The following is a 17,431-nucleotide window of genomic DNA, read 5'->3' as shown; positions in this document are numbered from 1 at the left end:
GAGGAGGGGAGGACCGGTGACTGTCCCCGAGTCCTCACGGACGAACGCGGATGATCGTCTTCCCCTTGCGTCGCTCGGTCGGATTGAGGGCGGCGACGGCATCGTCGAGGGTCGAGACGTTGCCGATGTTCGTCCGCAGTCGTCCGTCCTGCACCCGCCGGACGATTTCACTCAGTTGGGCACGATCGGACTCGACGACGAAGTCGACCGCCAGGCCGTCGGCGGGCCGCGCCTCCGGCGGCCCGACGATGGACACCAGCGTTCCTCCGACCCGAATCAGGCCTGCGGACCGCTTCCCGATGTCGCCGCCGATGCCATCGAACACCAGATCGACCCCGCCGACCTCTTCCAGGGCGTCGTTCTCAAGGTCGACGAACTCCTTCGCGCCGAAATCGAGCACCATCTGACGGTCGGCAGTGCGTCCGGTGCCGATGACGTACGCACCGAACTCACGTGCGAGCTGCGTCACCATCGACCCGACTGCGCCGGCCGCACCGTGCACGAGCACGCTTTGCCCCGCCCGAAGGCGGCCGTGCTCGAACAGTCCCTGCCACGCGGTCAGGCCCGAGATCGGCAGGCTCGCGCCCACCGTGAAGTCGACGTCGCCCGGCAGCGGCGCGAGGTTGCGTGCCTCGACGGCCGCGTACTCGGCCAGGGTGCCGTCGCGAGTCCAGTCCGTGAGGCCGAACACCCGCTGTCCCACCGACAGTCCCGTCGTGCCATAGCCGAGGGCGGTGACGACTCCGGCCAGCTCGTGCCCAGGGATCGACGGCGTTCGGTCACGGTCGAGGCGATCGGTCCAGGTCGAGGGCCACGCCATCTCAGTCGGGACGAATCCCGACGCATGAATCTGAACGACGACATCGTTCAGCGCTGCCTGCGGCTGGGGCCGCTCCACCAGCGTCATCCCGGCCGTTCCCGCAGCCTGGTCCGTCACCACGATCGCCTTCATGGGAATTGCCTCCTCGGTCATTTGTCTCTTTGGTGGAAATGTTGCAGGGATGGAAAGCCTGTTCGGCATCCCCTCGGCGAGGCTGATAGGACGCGGCCGGCCGATCTGGACAGCGCCGGCCGGACTGTTATTCGCTCGGCGTCATGTCTCCGACCTTAGGTGCGGAGCAGCCCAGGAAGATGGTCCATTTCCATGGCGAAACCTTGGGCCACTCTGGGGTTCGGCCTGCATGTCGAGCCGACCGGGCCGGGCCTGCGCCAAGGGCTGACGAAGGCGCTGCGGGAAGCGGTCCGCTCCGGGCGGCTGGGGCTCGGCACTCGGCTGCCCCTCCTCCCGCACGCTCGCCGCCGACCTGGGCATCGCGCGCAACACGGTCGCCGACGCGTACGCCGACCTGGTGGGCGAGGACTGGCTCCCCGCACGCCAGGACTCGGGCGTCCGGGTGGCCGAGCGCACCTCGCCCGGGCCCGGAACCGCACCCACCGCGTTCCGCCCCCGTGAAGTCCGGCGTCCGGCCCACGATCTGCACGGTGTGCCTGCCTCTTGGGCGTGAGCCAGCCGGCCGCCGTGGACTCGTACGAAGGTGCGCTCGGCGCCGCCGGAGGGCCTGCAGCGGAATACCAGGGTCCCGTACTGCTCGCGGAGGGGACCTGCCGGATCTGCCAGAGCGTTGAGCGTGGCTCTGGGAGCGCCACCGCGTATCCACCGTGGCCACCCGCAGAAACCTGGTAACAGCCGGACAGCGCCGGACCCTCCCCACCGTGACCGGGGGTCGGTCCGGCGCTTATGCGTTCGCTACGCGGCCCTCGCCACGGTGCGGTGACCTGCTTAAAAGGCCCTCCCGAGGGAGGGCCTGGCATGGTGCGGACTGTGTGCCCCCGGCAGGACTTGAACCTGCGGCCAAGCGCTTAGAAGGCGCCTGGTGTGATCTTCGGCGCATCCCTCCTGACCTGGTGCTCCACGGACGCCGAGCGCGATAGATCGCGCCTTCGACACGTATTCGACAGGGGGGCGCCAACGTCCACTGGCTACGGCCGCTCCTGCCGGGTATCTGGCTGAGCATGCTTGCTCTGATCTATACCTCGCACAGCGCAGCAACCACGGGGTGGGCATCGTGCCGGCATGAAGATGCGCGGCTGCTGGCCCAGCACGTCGGACGCCCGGCGCCACCGAGCGGGCAGGACCCTGACCTGCGTGTGAGAATTGGGTACTGGATCGCAGTTCGGTGTCCGAGGCCTGTCCCTCGCTGCATGGGGGAGCGGGCACGGTACGTGTCGTCCCCTCCCGCTGATCCCATCGACACCCTGGGAGGCTCTCTGTGAGCGAACGTCTCAATGCGTGGCCGACGCTGGTCTATGAGGACCTGGCGCCCATGGTTGACTACGTGAACCGGGTAGTACAGGTCGCAGGCAAGTACACCCTTGACGAGCCCTTCGAAGTCGGCTGGGGAAACATCGTCCTCGATGTCACCCCCCGGGGGCTCAGTACGCCAACCCTCCGGCAGCGAGGCGTGACCTTCACGGTGCACTACAACTTGCTCGACGGTGGCGTGGTCATCGAGGCCGACAATGGCTCGCGGACGGTGCCGTTGTCCAAGGGATCAGTCGCCACGTTCTATGCGTCCTTCTGCGATGCGGCAGACGAGCTCGGCATACACCGCCCACGCACCTCGTTGATCTGCGAGATTCCGGATGCCCCGCCGCGCTTCGAGGACGATCACGTCGAACGCACCTGGGATGGCCACGCGGCCCGACTGATCTGGACAGCGTTTAACCTCGCCGCTGACGGGCTCGAGGCGTGGCAGGCCCCCTTCCTGGGACACAACCCCCGGGTCGGTGTGATGTGGGGCGGCTTCGACCTGTCCGCCACGCGTTACCGGGCGCAGCCCACCGTGCCGCCGCCCGACCAGCCGCCGTTCATGCAGAATGCCCAGCTCGACGCGTACGTGTCGGTGGGATTCTCCTTCGGGGATGCCAAGGCGCCGAACGTCGGCATGTACGCGTACATCTGGCCCCAGCCGGACGGTCTCGGGGGCCGGTCCTGGGGTGTTGAGGGCGCCGCCTGGCATCCCGACGCTGGTCTGGTTCGTCTGCCGTGGGCCAAGCTCAGGGAGACAGCGGACCCGCACCAGGCCATTGTGGCGTTCGGTGACGCCGTCTACGATGCCGCCGTCGAGACGGCCGGCTGGCCGTCCGACCTCGTCGGACCCCGCGTCGAGGGGTGGTACATGAGCAGGACACCGCCCGCGCTCGTCCAGCACCAGCACGGCTGAATCTGGTCGTGATTGGTCCTCAAGGCCGACTCCTGCGGGTTCCATCTCGACGGCGCGCCGCCCTCACGGGCGGCGCGCCGTCCCATGCACTGACGTCATTTCTTGTACATTCCCGAGTCCGTCGACCTCCAGCTGCTGCCCAAAGTGCCGGACAAACGCTGCTGCTGAAAGTGAACGGAGCCACCACCGCGTTCTTCGTGGAGCTCGGTATGGAGCTGGAGGGCAGGGCGGAGGTCGAGGGCCTCTTCGCCGACCAGTGCACCGGACTCGACGGCGTCCGCTGTGACATCGCGATGGTCCGGACCCCGGACGGTCACAGCCGGCTCGAGCTGGCGAAGTACCGCAGCCCCGCGGTGATCAGCGCCGGGCCGCGCAACCGGCCGCACAACATTCTGGGCACACACCGCGTCATGTTCGCCGTCGACGACATCGAGGACACCGTTGCCCGCCTGCGCCCTCACGGCGCCGAACTCGTCGGCGAGATCGCCCGGTTCGAGGACAGCTATCTGCTCTGCTACCTCCGCGGCCCGGCGGGCATCATCGTCGGACTGGCCGAGCAACTGCGCTGAGCAGGAGGAACCGAACCATGCAACCGAACGGAAGCCATGAGATGGACCTCCGAGAGACGTGGCTCGCCACCTCTGAAGTCGTTTATTAGCGTGGCGGTAACTTTGCAATTCTGGCTGTATTGGGGCGTATTGATCGCGAGAGTATTGGCCCAAAATCGCCTACGACCCTCAGCTGTGATCGCGGTTGGCTCCGCGGCTTTGGGCGGGAGCTGCCAAGAGGCGAGTGATCATGGCCCATTAAGCTGATGGCGAGTCGGGCAGTCTGTGGACCTGCCCGTTAAAGCACGACGTTGGGCCATGATCTTCGAGGCTCGCCCCAGCAGGCGCGTCCGCGTCCGCCGGAAAGTGAATACCGGCCATCGTGGCCTTCGGATCACGCCCACGTGCGGCCCGGAACATCGGCTCCCGCTCCGGTCGGTCGCACGCACCCGCGAGCGACGTGGCGCCAAGTCGCTGACCCGATCCGCAGGCCCGGTGCGGCAGACTTCTTCGGTGACCACAACAGCGGCTCAACCGCCACGAGACCGCGCGCTCGGGCGCGGCATCACCACCCTCATTCCGCAGGCCGAGACCGCCACCCCGGCGGAGCAGGCGGCCGCCGTGCTGGCCGGGATGCAGAGCGTTCCGGTACGCATCGGCGTGCTCCAGGCAGCCGTGGTGCTCCTGGAGGAACGGGTGCGTACGACAGAGGACGACACGGAGCGCAGAGCGGCGGCGACGACCGTGGCCATGCTCCGTGGCGCGATCGGCCAGGCCGGCTGAACCGCCGCCATGTCGACGCCCGGTGCGGATCGGCTGCTGCGGCTCGGTCCGCTTGCGCGGCCTGCTCGGCTTACTCGGCTCACTCCGGCCAGGGAGAATCGAGGATCGTACGGACGAAGTCCCCGCGCTCGAAGCCCGGCACGTAATGCTCCAGCACGTCGGCCTTCACATTGCCGAAGGTCGTCTCCGGCTTCGGCCGGATCCCATCGGTGAACGCATCGAGAATGCGCCGTTTGAAATCCGGCCGCGGATGCAGGGCGACGATCTCCGCCCGGTCGGCCTCGGAGATGTCCTCGTACCCGATGCCGAGCACGTCGTATTCGACCCCGGCGGTCACCAGAGCGACTTCCGGCTCCATGAACTGTGGGATGCCGGGTGTCGTATGCAGCGCGATGGCTGTCCACACCCGCCGGATGCTGTCCTCCGGCACCTGGTGGGAGCTGAGGAAGCGCCGGGCCTCGTCCGCGCTGTCCACCTCGAACCGCCGGCCGCTCCCGTGGAAGGGTTCGCCGAGCCCGAGGTCGTGGAAGAGCGCGCCGACGTAGAGGAGTTCGGGGTCGAAGCTCAGATCCCGGTTACGGCCCTGCAGTGCACCGAACCAGAAGACGCGCCGTGAGTGGTGGTAGACGAGCTCGCTCACCGTGTCCCGGACCAGCTGGGTCGCTTCCCGCGCGATCGCTGTGTCCGGCACAAGGACGCCTGCGGCGGAGGACGGGGCGATGGTCACGGCATTCACCTGCACTCTCTTCGAGGGCATTGCAGCCGGAAGGGACCGGCCGCAGCTCCAGCCTTCCGCGTCTGTCGATCGAGCGACAATTCGGTGAGGCGTCCGGGGCACGGCCCACGGTCTCGCAGCAGGGCTCGGCCTCAGCTGTCGGGGAAGGGTGACGGAAATTCGAGCTTGCGGCAGCCGTGCGAACCCGGGTGGGATCATGACGCTGCGGCGCGGGGCGCAACCGGAAGGACCGCTGCCCCGTGGGACGCCCCGACAAGGCCACCCGCGCCGCCATCTGCGAGCGTCGCGCGGATGCGATCGACAGAAGCTCTCTGATCAGACCTGCTACTCGGGCGACCTGTCGCTGTACCGCGTCAACAGCGACAGCTCCGCGTCGGCCCGGATCTACAAGGGCGACAAGACGTCCAGCTCCTCCCGGCCTGTCCAGGACTACTGGCGGCGCTGGGCGCAGAGTGGTGACAAAGTCTGCACGGGTGGCATCATGACCGGCGAGAAGTGCGGCTGGCAGGTGACCGACACCCAGGCGACCATCCACTACTCCGGCGGTACGACGGCCAAGTACATCGTCGTCGCCAGAAAGACGTCCGGATCCTGCACCGACATCGGGCTGGCCAACAGTGCCGTCCCCGGCACGATAGCGAGGTATTGGCATGCGCCGCGCCCTTCTCACACTGTTGCTGGCGGCGGCCCTGACCGGATGCTCGCTCCTCGGTCAGGACAGGCCGTGCACCGCGGCTGACGCGGACTCGCAGGTCTCCGCCGTGTGGCGGCCCGCCGACTTCGGCGGCGGGGACGCGGCGAGGATCCGGCTGTGCGTGGACGGCACCTGTGAGGAGCGGACATCGGGCAGTCCCGACGACCCGTTCGCCTCGCTGTCGGTCCAACTCCCCGACGACATAGGCGCGTCCACCGTGCCGGTGCGGCTCACCGTGACCTCCGTGAAGAGCGGTGACATGGTCGTCGAGGACAGCACCCGGGCCAGGCTGACGGAGCAGCACCCCAACGGCACGTCCTGCCTGCCCACCACTTGGACGGCGACGTTCCGTGCCCACCCCGACCAGGGCCTCACCTCACCCAAAGGCATGAAGCTCCAGGGGTGAGCCCCCTGCACAAGCGCCCGTACCCCCGGCACCACCGGAGGTATGGGCGCTAGGCGCCGTTCTCCCGCCGCATCGTGGCTGGTCCGCCTGCTCCTCCAAGGAGACCCAACCCGTCCTGAATGCAATGGAGATGGCCCTGTGGCAGCGCGGGCGTAGCGCAGGACGGCGACGGTGATCTCCGGCAGGTGCTCGGCGGCTGCATGGAGGCGCTGTGAAACCTTGTGCGGCGAGCAGCTCTTGGACGGCGAGGGTTGTCTGGTCGTCGCAGGCCGCGACCTCCACCACGCCCAGAACCGGTTCCGTCACGGGCACTACATGGTGCAGCGTCTGTACCAGGCCGGGCAGGCGTGGTCCGCCGGCGAGTCGCTGCCCGCGAAGCTGGCATGGGGACCGCACACCCCCACCGACCGTGCCGCTGTCCTGCCCTACGTCACCAAGGGCTACGCGTCGGGCGTGTTCTGCCTGGAGACCGCCGTGCGGATGCTGCAGGAAGCTGGATACCCGATCGAGGGCAGCACCGAGAAGATCGAGCGGATCCAGAAACGCGCCTTCGAGCAGGCGACCCGCCTGGCGGACGCGACCGGCGACAACGACGCTGTGCGCCACTACCTGTGGTTGCCGCAGGTAGAACTGAGGTTCCCGCCCGTGCCGCTCCTCCCGCCTCGAAACGAGGAGCCGCTACTGAACTTGATTGGGTGATGTCGGCTTCGGTTGACGTGCCACCTTCCGCCCGTCCTGATCTTTCAGCAACGGGTCGGTTGCAGGCGCTCGATGCGGTCGAGGTCGCCGGTGAGCAGGTCGCGGTGACTGATGGTGAAGTCTCCGTTGGGCCGAGTCTGCCCGCAGCCGTAGTGCCGGCCGACGACGGCGGTGGGGAGGAAGGCGCGCAGGCGGTGGCGCATGTCCCCGGGGTACACGACGGGTGCGCCCCAGTCGGAGGGGGCTTCGTCGGTGGAGAACAGGACCCAGTGGTCCACGGGCACGGTGGCGTCGAGGTCCGGCGCCTTACCGGTGTGGCTGTCCAGGGCCGGCACGGTCAGCCGGTCGGGGTCGAGGGGCGGGTACCACAGCAGCAAGGGCTTGGCGCGTTGCGCGTCGGCGTTGTCGAAGCAGCACACGGCGATGGTGTGGTCGGGGAAGTGGTCGGCGTAGAAGTGCAGGAGATCCGGGTCGAGATCGGGGCGCCGGTGCGGCGGCACCTGCCACAGCGCGGCGGGGACCGCGGTGGGGTCGTCTGCCAAGAGCACCGTGTAGACGTCGTGGTCGAAGACCTGGACGGGCTGCGGTTCCGCGCTCATCCACTCGATGCCGTCGGCTGTGGCGGCGACGTGTTCCACGGCGGCGACCATGCGGTGCAGGATGTCGCCGGCGCGCCCGGCGGAGAGGAAGTGCCGGGGTGTGAGCTGCCTGGTGGGCAGGTGCAGCAGCATGGCGTTCGGGCCGTCCGCCAGGTTGACGGCCGTGTTTTGGTAGCCCAGGACGTGGACGAGGCCGTGCACGCGGTGGTGCTGGCGCCCGCAGTACACGATCGTGCCAGAGAACGCGGCCTCACCTGTCGAGATACACATGGCGGCAAGGTACCGCCCCTGTCCGGCGGGCGTGGAGGGGGTCTGGCCTGCTGAGGACCGCTACCGCAGATGGACGGCCCCGACGCGGAGTCCAAGGGCTGTCCCGCCGGCCGGGTGGTGCTGCTCTGCAGGTCGGGGCGGAATCGTCGCCTGCGTGGTTCTCTCGGGACCCGCACCAGTCAGCCGTCCAGGATGAGGCCGGTGCCAGCCAGGCAGCCTCGACCAGGTCGAGGCGGTACTGGTTCTGCTAAGAAGTCATCTCATTTGGTTTGGTCGGTAGGTCCTGGTCGGGCTCGTTGAGCGGCTGGTGCCGAGCGGATACCGAAGTTGTCGTCCGCGGGCCCTCCTCGCGCGCCCCGGCCTCATCGACCACGACAGCCAGCTCGGGCGTGAAGGTCCGGGTCAGCAGCCCCATCCGGATCCGCTCCGGGTAGCTCTCATCAGCTATGTGATCACGTGGCACAAGACCGAGACTCCACTCGATCATGAGCTACTCAACCGACGTTGGTCCCCGGCCCTCCGGTCAGAGCGACATAACGGCAGCTCAATCCGTGGTGAGTGCGGCCCGCTGTTGGCAAACCCTGCACATTGTGCACACGCAAGGCGGGCGGCAAGCTGACGGGATCCGGCTTCACCGGCGTCCGAAAACCTTAAGTGCAGGTATGTCCGATTGGCATCAATCGGAGGGCCCGCTCATGTCCATTCTCCGTTAAAACGCTTGTGAAGAAGTCGTCACCGCCCGGTGGGCAATTGCGCGCAATTGCGTTTGCGATAGCGGAGCGTTGGGCGAATCGCCGACAAGTCGGCTGGACGGGCGACCTGCTGAGGTGGTTGCATCTTGCGCCAGACGGAAGTTATCCCGGTTTTTCGGGCATCAGGCGACCGTTGAGCCGGCCGGCTCGATTTACAGCTGAAGCTGGCCGGCACCATTCAGATATCCGAAGCCATGAAGGGAAGCGCAATTCATGCGTAGTTTCACGCCTCAGGTCGAGACCAGCGAGATTTCCGACACCGACCTGGACAACGTTTCCGGCGGTCTCACTATTTCGGGCGCTGCCGCCTCCCCCCTCGGCGGCGTTTCCGGCGGTGTCTCTGTCGACGGCCCCGGTGAGATTCTTGGGGCCCTCCCGCTCGGTCTGTCCCTTCCGCAGGTCGCCGGCGGCGCCACCCTCTGACGGCGGCATTTGCTGCGAGGCATCACAGCCAGGAGCATCACTCAACCTACGGGAGCACCAGAAATCCCGATGAGGTTGACCGGGGACCCCGGAACTCCTCGTTCCGGAGTCCCCGGATGCTCTTGGTCGCGGGCTGACATCTGGGCAGCTGGCCGCTTGTTTGCGCTGTACCGCACTGGGATTGACGAACTCCTCGCTCCGCACGTCGAAGCGAAAGTCGATGAGCCGGCCGTCGGCCTTTGATTCGGGCCAGTACACCCAGGCTAGCCTCGATCGTTCATGAGTCCTCGTCGGTTTGCTGACGGGGACTCTGTGCTTGCGAGGTGCGGAATTTCGTGGGCTGGGGCAGGTTGGCGGCCCGCCTGTCGCGTCGGGTGGGCGCCGGGGTTCCACGGTTCCGGGATGTTGCTGTGGCTCGTCGGGACGGTCGGAGTTGCTGGTCAGCCGGGGTTCGGCAGGGCTGCGAGTCGCTGGATCGCGCGGGTGATCACATCCGTCCAGGGCCATCGGGTGGTGAAGCGGAGCCAGCGGCGGCGGCCGGTGGTGACCAGCTGGGCGGCGGCAGAGAACAGCCGCAGGCGAAGCCGTTTGGGCTCCCAGCGGCGGGTTTCTGCAGTCAGGGCGAGCATCGGCATCCAGGCGAGGAGGTCGAGTGCGATCTGGACGATCTCCAGCCAGATCCGGTTCTGTGCGGTGTCGTGCAGGGGCAGGTTGCGCAGGCCGGTGTCGCGGGCGTTTCGGATGCGGTCCTCGCAGCGGGCCCGGCGGCGGTGACGTAGTTCCAGGTCGGCGAGCTGGCCGCCTCGGGTGTTGGTCGCGAAGCAGGTGAGCCGCAGTCCGTCGAGGTCGGTGAATCGCAACTGGGCTCCGGGGTGCGGTCGTTCCTTGCGGATGATCAGCCGCATGCCCTTGGGCCAGGTGCTCAGGTCGGGCATGTCGGTGATCTCTGCGACCCAGGCGCCGGGCCGCTCGGTGCCGCCGGCGTCGTAGGCCGGTGTCCATGCCTTCTTCGGGATCTTCAGGACGGCCTGGTGGATGGCGTCGGTGATGGTCATCCCGACGGAATACGAAAGCCACCGGCCCCGGCGGGAGAGCCAGTCGAGGAAGGCATGGGTCCCGCCGGCGGAGTCGGTGCGGATCAGTGTCTTCCGGCCCCGCCGCAGGTGCATGGGGAGTTGGGCCAGGGCGAGTTGGGCTGTTTCGATGTGATCGCTCGCGGTGTTGGAGCCGGCGTTGCCGGGCCTCAGCAGCGCGGCCACCGGCTCTCCGGAACCGGCCTGACCGTGGTCGACGAACGCGATGAGCGGGTGATGGCCGAAGGTCTTCTTCCAGGTCGCGGTGGCATCCTGCTTCTCGGAGTGCGCCAGGACGAGCACGCCGTCGATGTCCACGATCACCGAGCCGTCGGCGGCCGGACTTCTCACCCCGGCCAGTTCCCAGACCTGCGAGCGTACTTCGGCCCGCGCCGACCGGATCGCGGTGAGTGCCCTGGGTCCGGCTGCGGCGAGGGCGTCGATGAGCCGGGAGACCGTGGGGTCGGATGCCACCGGGCCGAACACGTCGGGCTCGGTCCGCAGCATGGCGACATCGGCGAGGCAGTCCCCGCCCAGAGCGACTCCGAGCGCGACATCCAGCAGGACTTTGCCCGGGTCGTGCACCGTCCGCGGCTTGCGCCACGGCGCCAGTGCCATCGATATCGCGGTGTCCAGACCGCACTTGCGGACCGTCTCGACCAACAACACCGCCCCGGCCTGCGAGACCGTCCCGCTGCCACCGCCCTCGACGCGGACACGCGGGTACAACCCGATACGCTTACTCACCTGGAGAGTGCTTCTTTCCGTGCAACCAACAGGACCCTAGACAAGTCCCATCGTTGCAGGTCAGAAGCACTCTCCGCTTATTTGATCAAGCATCGGACAACCCACCTCGTGAAAGCCCGAGGCTAGCGAGGTGAGCCGCTGCTGCCCGTCCAGCAGGTACAGCGACTGATGGGCTGACTTGCCGGCCTGGACCACCGCGTCCGTGCGGAAGGGAACCTCCAGATTCGTCCTCCACAGGAGCAGGGCGCCGACCGGAAAACCCCGCTAGGTTCTGTCCGGTCGATCATGGTGTGGGAAGATGCCGTCCATGATTGATATTCGAAGGGGCCGTGCCGCGTAGAACGCCATCTTCACTTCGGCCGCGGGAACATGGCTGGAGGAGACCCTGGGTGCGCTATCGCGATGTTCCTGGCCTGTCGGGGGCGGCGAATGCAGCAGTCCGCGGGCTCGAACGGGAGCGACTGACGCCAGGCATTGTGTCCGTCGCGCTGAGCGTGTGGTCCGTGCGCGTCCACGGCACGAAACGCCGGTGGAGGCTGTGCGAGGCCGAGTTCACCTGCCCGTGCTGCGGCGAGGGCTGGGCCCGGGACAAGCTGCAAGAGGCTCTGTCCATGCTGCCACCGAGGGCCGCCGCCGAACTCCGGGTGAAGATCGAGCGCTTGGACGAAGTGCTACTCAGACGAACGCACCACGAGCCCACAGCAGATTCAGAGTTGGCATGGTGGCATCGTCGGCTGACCGTGCCCATGCCGTCCACTGAATCGTTGAATCTTGTATGACCGGTCGGCCTTGCGGATCATGGAGTCCAACATCACGCATGCCCAGCGCACGTGGACGAACGAGTAGCCCCTGATCGGCTCCGGGCGTGCACCCTACGATTTACGTCTCGGCATGTTGTAGACGCTGAGTGCATTCGTCAGTCCCTGGAGCCGCAGCAGGGCACCATTCCAGGCATGTGACCGGCTCGGTACCCTCCAACCATGCGCCCCGCTACTGCCAACCCTTCCCCAGCACGGCCCCAAGGCGGGGCAGCTGGGGAAGGAGCACGCGATGGCGCATTCACCGCACCGCCGCTGGAAGGGCTGCCGGGTCTGTCGCCCGCACCGGATCCGGGGTCTTGGCCGGGCCAGCCGTGAGCCCTGGTCGGCTATCCGGCAGATCGGCAAGCGCCGCCGTCTGACCCGCGGGGACCTCGGCGACCAGCAGTAGTAGACGACGCAGCCCCCGCGGGGGCTGTGCTGTGCCCATCTCGTCTCGGATGTCGCAGATCGGTAGTGCATCCCGGGCGGTGCGCCGCTCGCCCGCACGGGGGACAAGCGGCGCACCGCAGGTCCGTGGTCAGCCGAGCTTCTTGGCGGCCGTCTCGTACTCGCCGGCCTGCGCCGGGGTCAGATATCGGGACACCCGGACCACGACCGTCCCGACCGGGTAGTCGTACTCGGCGAACGCCGGCATCCCCTTCGTCACCTTCTGGATGTACGTCGCGCGAGCCTTCGCGCTGGCAGCGTCCGGGAACACCTCGATCGAGCCGCCGAGTTCGATGTCGCCGGTCTTGTACATGGCGGCGTCGTCGTCCTTGATGCGGCTGTCTGAGAACGCGATCTTCGACGTGTACTGGCCGGGCCGTCCGAGCAGGTGGTTCTCGTCGTTCTCGGCGGTGACGGTCTGCGTGAGCTTCGTGGTCGGTACGGCCTTCGCGATCTCGTTGAATGCGGCGGTGGCGTCGAGTGCGGTCCGGGCCGGGGCGCTGGCAGTTGTAGTGCTGGGCGCGGGGGCGCTGGCAGTCGTGTCCTTGCCGGCGACTTCGCTGGTGCTGCAGGCGGCGATCGGCAGACAGGCTGCGATCAGGATCGTCGCGATGGTGGTGGTGCGCACGGGTCCCCCCAAGGGTGGTGGTACGAATTGCGGAGCGAACCGACAGCGACGCCAGGGGGCGCTTATTGGTCACCTTCCAGTGCTTTTTGTCCCGAGGCCGTCGGCCGGTTCGTGCCGTAGCTGACGTTCCGAACTGGTGAGCCAGCGGTGTTGCACCAGAAGCATCTCCACTGCGGCTCACGGGACAAGAGATGGCGCCGGACGAGCGGGCTACGCGTCGCTGCCGTGATCGGCCTCGGCTGGCTGGGACGCCCGTGCGTCGGCTGCCTCCAACAGCCGCAGCGCGGGCGTGTTGACGGCTTGGGGCGTCCCCTGGCGGTCGTACTGGAAGAGGGCGATACCGTGCTGCGAGGCCCACGCAAAGGCCGGCGGGGTGTAGCCGGCCAGTGAGAAGAACAAGGCCTCCCTCTCCTTGGCGGTGGCGACGCCATGGAGTTGCTGGACGGTCGGGCGGGTGGAGGGGCTGCCCTCCATCTTCACCTGGGCCAAGCCCCGCTCGGAGATGACGTCGATTCCCTCGTCGGCGCCAACGGGCGTGGCCACCGCATCGGTGAAGCCCAGGTAACGCATCCAGTCGACCGCGATGAGTCCGGCTTCCCGCGCGGTGCGGATCAGCCGTGGCTCGGGTCGGCCCGCAGGCGGTGCGGCTGGTGCGGGGAGGGCCGCGGCCTCCTCTCGGGCCGCGAGGGCGGTCCGTAGTTGGGGTTGTCGAAGAAGGAGAAGAGCAAATCTCCGACCTGAACTCCCCAGCCTTCGGTCACATCATCGGGATCGGGGTCGTATCGGTAGGACGTGCCTTTGTCCGACACGGCCGCTGCGCGGTCGGTGAGGATCAACATTGCCGGGCGCTTCCCGGACCCGCTGGTCGCCGACAGGGCGATGCACAGGATGCGCTCGTCGACGGCGACATGCCGTCGCGCGAGCCGCTCCGCCTCGGCCTGGACGCGTGGGTTGCGTGCCGCGCTGGTTCTCGACAGGCAGTACGCGATCGCCTCCTCCTGCGGCGCTCCGCGCTCTGGCAGGCCGTCAAGCAGCTGACGTACCGCGCGCTGCAGTGCCTGGGCTGTTTTGGTCGCCTCACGTGCAAGAGCATCCTGCCGCTCCTGCTCACGCCCCTGCTCGGCCCGTGCGGCTTTCCTCTCGCGGTTCCTGGAACACGTCCTCGGCGGAGGCGTACGTGAACGCTTCGGCGAAGCCCATCTCGCAGGCGACCCGGGCGATCAGTTGCCAGTCGGGCAGTGCCTGTCCGGGCGGGTCGAGGACGCCCTGTACGAGGGTGAGGTTCCGCTCTGAGTTGATCACGATGCCGTCGGGCTCGGCCCACAGCGTGGCGGGCAGTACGACATCGGCGTAGGCGTTGGTCTCGGTCTCGGCGAAGACGTCCTGGGTGATGACGAGTTCTTCTCTGAACTACCGGAGGCAGCACGGCAGCTGCCGGTGAACCAGTGGCATTTTCGTGGACGGACCTCATAGCTTGTGCGTTTGTGACTGGTGGCCCGAAGATGCGCCCAAATCGACACGACCTCGGACGAGTGTTCAACGAGGTGCCGGAGCTCTACGACCGGGTCCGGCGGGGATACCCCGACGAGTTGTTCGCGGACCTTGGCGCCGTCACCAGCATGGACGAACGGTCGTCGGTGCTGGAGGTGGGCTGCGGTACCGGTCAGGCGACGCGCTCACTAGCAGCGCTCGGATGCTCAGTGACTGCCGTCGAGCCTGGGGCAGACATGGCCGCACTCGCTCGCCACCGGATCGCTTCCTTCCGCAACGTCGAAGTCGAGACGTCGACGTTTGAGGAGTGGGACAACCGCGGTCGACGCTTCGATGTCCTCGTGGCCGCGTCGTCGTGGCACTGGGTTGACCCGTCGATTGGCTGGCAGCGAGCGCACGACATGCTCCATCCCGGAGGCTGGATGGCGCTGCTCGGCCACGTCGTTGTCCGCCGGTCGGGAGAACCGGAGGTGTATGCCGAGACCGCCGATCTCCACGAGCGGTTCTGCCCAGGGAACCCTGATTGGAGTCATCCGCCACTCGAAGAAGACGTGCGCGGCACCGATGAGGGTTGGGGCTGGTCGACGATCCCGGAGAATTGTTTGGCCCAACACGATCGTGGCTCAGCGAAGTTAGTGGGGGTCGGGCTGGCACAGCGCTCCACTTGGCCATTCGGAGACACGGCCGTCTCGGCCGGCCCCACGGCTGGGTCAGCCCGGCTTGACCGCCAGCGTCGCAAAATAGTTCGACATGTATTGAGCGGATGCGTTGGATTGGTGCGGCGCTTCCGCGAAGCCGGTGAGGACGAACCCCGCGGCGAGTTGCCCGCCGATCTGGTCGGTGAGGGTGTGGCTGTATTCAAGAGGGGCATCCGCGCCGAACTTCGTGGCGCGTTCCTCGGCGGAGTACTGCGTGACATCGCTGTAGGGCAGCTTGTGCACGACGATCAGCTCGCCGCGCTCGTCGAGCGCCTCGTGGTCGAACAAGTACACATCAGGGTTGAGGAAGCCCACGAGCAGAGTTCCGCCCGGTCGCAGGATGCGGAAACACTCACGCCACACCGGTGCCAAGTCTGGTACGAATTGGTTAGAGACCGGATGGAATACGACGTCGAATGTTGCGTCGCCGAAGGCGCTGAGGTCGCGCATGTCGCCTAGGACGGTGCGCAGCTCGAGTCCGTCGCGCGCCGCCACCATCTGGTCCTGGCCGAGCTGGCGGGGTGAGTTGTCGAATACGGTGACCCGCGCCCCTGCGGCGGCGAGGATCGGACCCTGCTGGCCACCGCCGGAGGCCAGGCACAACACGTCCTTGCCGGTCAGGTCCGTCGGCAGCCAGGAGCGGTCGACTGGCTCGCGCCCGATGAGAACAATCGACCAGTCACCCATGCGGGCGCGCTCGACATCCTCAGCACTCACCGGCGTCGACCACTCGTTGCCCTCTTGGGCATACTTGTCCCAGGCTGCCCGATTGTGGGCAACGGGGTCGACAACAATGTCCTGCACGTTTAACTCCCTGCTACAGCCAAGCGGACACCTGCGGTACTGACAGTTCGGTGCCGCTAGCCAACACGATTGCAGGGTGCGGGCTCAACGAAATTAGCGGGCATCGAGGTGTCCACGGGCTCGACGGGTGGTCGCGCAGCGGGTGCGTAAGCGCTGGTTGCCGGGGTTGCGGAAGCCGTAGGCGTCGCGGGCGATGGTCTTGATGACCCGGTTGGTGCCTTCGGAGCCGGCGTTGGTGATCCCAGTGTGCAGGAACGCAAGGATCTCTCGCCACCATGTCTCGACGGTTGTGGCTAGGCGCTGCGGTTCGGGAAGGTCGGCGTCGGCGCATCGGCGGTAGAACCGGTACAGCAGATCGCGGACCTGTTCCCGGTCCGGGCGGGTCCGGGCGGTGGCAAGCAGGTCCAGGAGGTCTTCCTTGGCGTTCCACGCAACGGTGATCGGCGCGCCGATCACCCTGGGCAGGTTGGACAGCTCGTCGAGGAAAGCGTCGACGTGCTCGCCGCGCATCCGGGCGGCGGAGCGGGTGAGCCGATGACGGTCTTGCGGTTGGTGACCGAGGCGACGGGGTTGGTGCAGATGATCCTGCACGCTTTGCTGTCTCCAGCGGCCAACTGCTCGAACATCTCGACCGTGCCGCGCCCGACCTCGGTACGCAGGGAGCCCTCGGGGATGTTCCACAGGTTCTCGATGAAGGCGCGCTCGGCGTCGACCAGGACGGAGCGCTGACCGGGCAGGCCAGGGCCCATGTAGCCCATCTCGCGGCCGCCCATGGCGTTTGGCTGGCCGGTCAACGAGAGGGGGCCGGAGCCCGGGCGGCAGATGGCGCCCGTGGCGAGGTGCAGGTTGATCAGGGCGTTGGTGTTCCAGGCGCCGTGGGTGGACTGGTTCAGGCCCATGGTCCAGCAGCCCATCCACTCGCCGGCCTCGCCGATCCACCGTGCGGCCTGCCGGATGTCGCTCTCGGGGATGCCGGTGATCTCCCTGACATTCTCGGGTGGGTAGTCCGCGAGGAAGCCGGGCATCTCCTCCCAGCCCTCGGTGAACTGAGCGATGAACTCCTCGTCTGTGTGGCCGTTCGTGAACAGCAGGTGGAGCAGACCGTTGAGCAGGGCGAGGTCGGTGCCGGGTTTGATCTGCAGGAAGAGGTCGGCTTTGTCTGCGGTGGCGTTGCGGCGCGGGTCGACGACGATCAGTTTGGCCCCGGCCGACTTCACGCGGTCCATCATGCGCAGGAACAGGATCGGGTGGCAGTCGGCCATGTTGGCGCCGATGATGAAGAACGCGTCCGCATGGTCGAAGTCCTGGTAGGAGCCCGGCGGGCCGTCCGCTCCCAGCGACAGCTTGTAGCCGGTTCCCGCGCTCGCCATGCACAGCCGGGAGTTCGACTCGATCTGGTTCGTCCGGACGAAGCCCTTGGCCAGCTTGTTCGCCAGGTACTGCGCCTCCAGGGACATCTGCCCGGACACATAGAAGGACAGTGCTAGATGCCACCGAAACTCCACCCCGCCGCGCGTGTACCGTCCCGAGCCGGGCCTGATCCGCAGTCGGCGGGCAGCCCTACACCAGCACCGTAGGAAGATCGGATTTCCGGTCCGTCATGCGCCGG

The 17,431-nt window shown here is 67.4% G+C and carries 17 protein-coding genes, 1 tRNA gene and 4 pseudogenes; 9 read left to right on the top strand and 13 right to left on the bottom strand.

Annotated elements, in window-relative coordinates; genetic code table 11:
* Positions 1-34 precede the first annotated feature (34 nt).
* A complete protein-coding gene (locus OHA88_RS05840; RefSeq protein ID WP_328624519.1) occupies positions 35-952 on the bottom strand; it encodes an NADP-dependent oxidoreductase in 918 nt (305 codons plus the stop codon).
* Between the two features lie 192 nt (positions 953-1,144).
* Here OHA88_RS05840 and OHA88_RS05835 point away from each other — a divergent pair.
* Positions 1,145-1,478: pseudogene (locus OHA88_RS05835) on the top strand (GntR family transcriptional regulator); the annotation flags it as partial.
* Positions 1,479-1,825: 347 nt separating this feature from the next.
* On the opposite strand, the gene OHA88_RS05830 reads toward OHA88_RS05835, so the two are convergent.
* A tRNA-Arg gene (locus OHA88_RS05830) sits at positions 1,826-1,920 on the bottom strand.
* Between the two features lie 350 nt (positions 1,921-2,270).
* Here OHA88_RS05830 and OHA88_RS05825 point away from each other — a divergent pair.
* From OHA88_RS05825 to OHA88_RS05815, 3 genes are all read left to right on the top strand, one after another.
* Entirely contained in the window at positions 2,271-3,224 is a 954-nt protein-coding gene (locus OHA88_RS05825; protein ID WP_328624518.1) for a DUF5996 family protein, read from the top strand.
* A 170-nt stretch (positions 3,225-3,394) separates the two neighbouring features.
* Positions 3,395-3,793: a VOC family protein gene (locus tag OHA88_RS05820; RefSeq protein WP_328624517.1), complete on the top strand. Its 399-nt coding sequence runs from the start codon at positions 3,395-3,397 to the stop codon at positions 3,791-3,793.
* 492 nt (positions 3,794-4,285) lie between these two features.
* Positions 4,286-4,555, top strand: coding sequence for a hypothetical protein (locus tag OHA88_RS05815; RefSeq protein ID WP_326607768.1), 270 nt, complete (start codon positions 4,286-4,288; stop codon positions 4,553-4,555).
* A 79-nt stretch (positions 4,556-4,634) separates the two neighbouring features.
* On the opposite strand, the gene OHA88_RS05810 is transcribed toward OHA88_RS05815, so the two are convergent.
* Positions 4,635-5,312 carry an HD domain-containing protein gene (locus OHA88_RS05810; protein WP_328624516.1) on the bottom strand — a complete coding sequence of 226 codons (678 nt, stop codon included), beginning with the start codon at positions 5,310-5,312 and terminating at the stop codon, positions 4,635-4,637.
* A gap of 629 nt (positions 5,313-5,941) precedes the next feature.
* On the opposite strand from OHA88_RS05810, the gene OHA88_RS05805 reads away from it, so the two are divergent.
* A complete protein-coding gene (locus OHA88_RS05805) occupies positions 5,942-6,391 on the top strand; it encodes a lipoprotein (RefSeq protein ID WP_328624515.1) in 450 nt (149 codons plus the stop codon).
* Here OHA88_RS05805 and OHA88_RS05800 read toward each other — a convergent pair.
* Positions 6,362-6,673 carry a hypothetical protein gene (locus tag OHA88_RS05800; RefSeq protein ID WP_328629602.1) on the bottom strand — a complete coding sequence of 104 codons (312 nt, stop codon included), beginning with the start codon at positions 6,671-6,673 and terminating at the stop codon, positions 6,362-6,364. The genes OHA88_RS05805 and OHA88_RS05800 overlap by 30 nt on opposite strands.
* On the opposite strand from OHA88_RS05800, the gene OHA88_RS05795 reads away from it, so the two are divergent.
* Positions 6,611-7,090, top strand: coding sequence for a hypothetical protein (locus OHA88_RS05795; RefSeq protein WP_328629958.1), 480 nt, complete (start codon positions 6,611-6,613; stop codon positions 7,088-7,090). The genes OHA88_RS05800 and OHA88_RS05795 overlap by 63 nt on opposite strands.
* 44 nt (positions 7,091-7,134) lie before the next feature.
* Here the strand turns inward: OHA88_RS05795 and OHA88_RS05790 are convergent, their stop codons facing one another.
* Entirely contained in the window at positions 7,135-7,959 is an 825-nt protein-coding gene (locus OHA88_RS05790; RefSeq protein WP_328624514.1) for a hypothetical protein, read from the bottom strand.
* Between the two features lie 965 nt (positions 7,960-8,924).
* Between OHA88_RS05790 and OHA88_RS05785 the strand changes: the two genes are divergently transcribed.
* On the top strand, positions 8,925-9,134 hold the full coding sequence (locus OHA88_RS05785) for a hypothetical protein (protein ID WP_328624513.1): 210 nt from the start codon (positions 8,925-8,927) through the stop codon (positions 9,132-9,134).
* 440 nt (positions 9,135-9,574) lie between these two features.
* Here the strand turns inward: OHA88_RS05785 and OHA88_RS05780 are convergent, their stop codons facing one another.
* A complete protein-coding gene (locus OHA88_RS05780; RefSeq protein WP_328624512.1) occupies positions 9,575-10,954 on the bottom strand; it encodes an IS1380 family transposase in 1,380 nt (459 codons plus the stop codon).
* A gap of 1,050 nt (positions 10,955-12,004) precedes the next feature.
* Here OHA88_RS05780 and OHA88_RS05775 point away from each other — a divergent pair.
* Complete coding sequence (locus tag OHA88_RS05775; protein WP_328624511.1) at positions 12,005-12,163, top strand: hypothetical protein; 159 nt, start codon at positions 12,005-12,007, stop codon at positions 12,161-12,163.
* Positions 12,164-12,292: 129 nt separating this feature from the next.
* Here the strand turns inward: OHA88_RS05775 and OHA88_RS05770 are convergent, their stop codons facing one another.
* The 4 genes and pseudogenes from OHA88_RS05770 to OHA88_RS05755 form a co-directional block, all read right to left on the bottom strand.
* Positions 12,293-12,829, bottom strand: coding sequence for a hypothetical protein (locus OHA88_RS05770; protein ID WP_328624510.1), 537 nt, complete (start codon positions 12,827-12,829; stop codon positions 12,293-12,295).
* A 210-nt stretch (positions 12,830-13,039) separates the two neighbouring features.
* A complete protein-coding gene (locus OHA88_RS05765; protein WP_328624509.1) occupies positions 13,040-13,399 on the bottom strand; it encodes a restriction endonuclease in 360 nt (119 codons plus the stop codon).
* A 41-nt stretch (positions 13,400-13,440) separates the two neighbouring features.
* On the bottom strand, positions 13,441-13,668 hold the full coding sequence (locus tag OHA88_RS05760; RefSeq protein WP_328624508.1) for a hypothetical protein: 228 nt from the start codon (positions 13,666-13,668) through the stop codon (positions 13,441-13,443).
* Positions 13,669-13,966: 298 nt separating this feature from the next.
* Positions 13,967-14,230 (bottom strand): annotated as a pseudogene (locus OHA88_RS05755) (molybdopterin-dependent oxidoreductase); the annotation flags it as partial.
* A gap of 101 nt (positions 14,231-14,331) precedes the next feature.
* Between OHA88_RS05755 and OHA88_RS05750 the strand changes: the two are divergent.
* A pseudogene (locus OHA88_RS05750) lies at positions 14,332-14,691 on the top strand (class I SAM-dependent methyltransferase); the annotation flags it as partial.
* A gap of 339 nt (positions 14,692-15,030) precedes the next feature.
* On the opposite strand, the gene OHA88_RS05745 reads toward OHA88_RS05750, so the two are convergent.
* The 3 genes and pseudogenes from OHA88_RS05745 to OHA88_RS05735 all read right to left on the bottom strand — a co-directional run.
* Complete coding sequence (locus OHA88_RS05745) at positions 15,031-15,822, bottom strand: class I SAM-dependent methyltransferase (protein ID WP_328624507.1); 792 nt, start codon at positions 15,820-15,822, stop codon at positions 15,031-15,033.
* A gap of 93 nt (positions 15,823-15,915) precedes the next feature.
* Positions 15,916-16,332 (bottom strand): transposase, encoded by a 417-nt coding sequence (locus OHA88_RS05740; protein WP_328624506.1) that lies wholly within the window; start codon positions 16,330-16,332, stop codon positions 15,916-15,918.
* A gap of 23 nt (positions 16,333-16,355) precedes the next feature.
* Positions 16,356-17,306, bottom strand: a pseudogene (locus OHA88_RS05735) (molybdopterin-dependent oxidoreductase); the annotation flags it as partial.
* Positions 17,307-17,431 lie beyond the last annotated feature (125 nt).

It is taken from the genome of Streptomyces sp. NBC_00353 (genome assembly GCF_036108815.1).
GTDB lineage: Bacteria > Actinomycetota > Actinomycetes > Streptomycetales > Streptomycetaceae > Streptomyces.
Note: the sequence above shows the minus strand (reverse complement) of the source record. Positions and strands in the feature narration are given on the sequence as shown.

What these genes read in the sequence shown, in the direction of transcription:
- OHA88_RS05760 (WP_328624508.1), bottom strand. Translation starts at nt 13,668, where the DNA reads ATGTTGATCCTCACCGACCGCGCAGCGGCCGTGTCGGACAAAGGCACG.
- OHA88_RS05840 (WP_328624519.1), bottom strand. Translation starts at nt 952, where the DNA reads ATGAAGGCGATCGTGGTGACGGACCAGGCTGCGGGAACGGCCGGGATG.
- OHA88_RS05765 (WP_328624509.1), bottom strand. Translation starts at nt 13,399, where the DNA reads ATGCGTTACCTGGGCTTCACCGATGCGGTGGCCACGCCCGTTGGCGCC.
- OHA88_RS05790 (WP_328624514.1), bottom strand. Translation starts at nt 7,959, where the DNA reads ATGTGTATCTCGACAGGTGAGGCCGCGTTCTCTGGCACGATCGTGTAC.
- OHA88_RS05805 (WP_328624515.1), top strand. Translation starts at nt 5,942, where the DNA reads ATGCGCCGCGCCCTTCTCACACTGTTGCTGGCGGCGGCCCTGACCGGA.
- OHA88_RS05740 (WP_328624506.1), bottom strand. Translation starts at nt 16,332, where the DNA reads ATGCGCGGCGAGCACGTCGACGCTTTCCTCGACGAGCTGTCCAACCTG.
- OHA88_RS05775 (WP_328624511.1), top strand. Translation starts at nt 12,005, where the DNA reads ATGGCGCATTCACCGCACCGCCGCTGGAAGGGCTGCCGGGTCTGTCGC.
- OHA88_RS05810 (WP_328624516.1), bottom strand. Translation starts at nt 5,312, where the DNA reads ATGCCCTCGAAGAGAGTGCAGGTGAATGCCGTGACCATCGCCCCGTCC.
- OHA88_RS05785 (WP_328624513.1), top strand. Translation starts at nt 8,925, where the DNA reads ATGCGTAGTTTCACGCCTCAGGTCGAGACCAGCGAGATTTCCGACACC.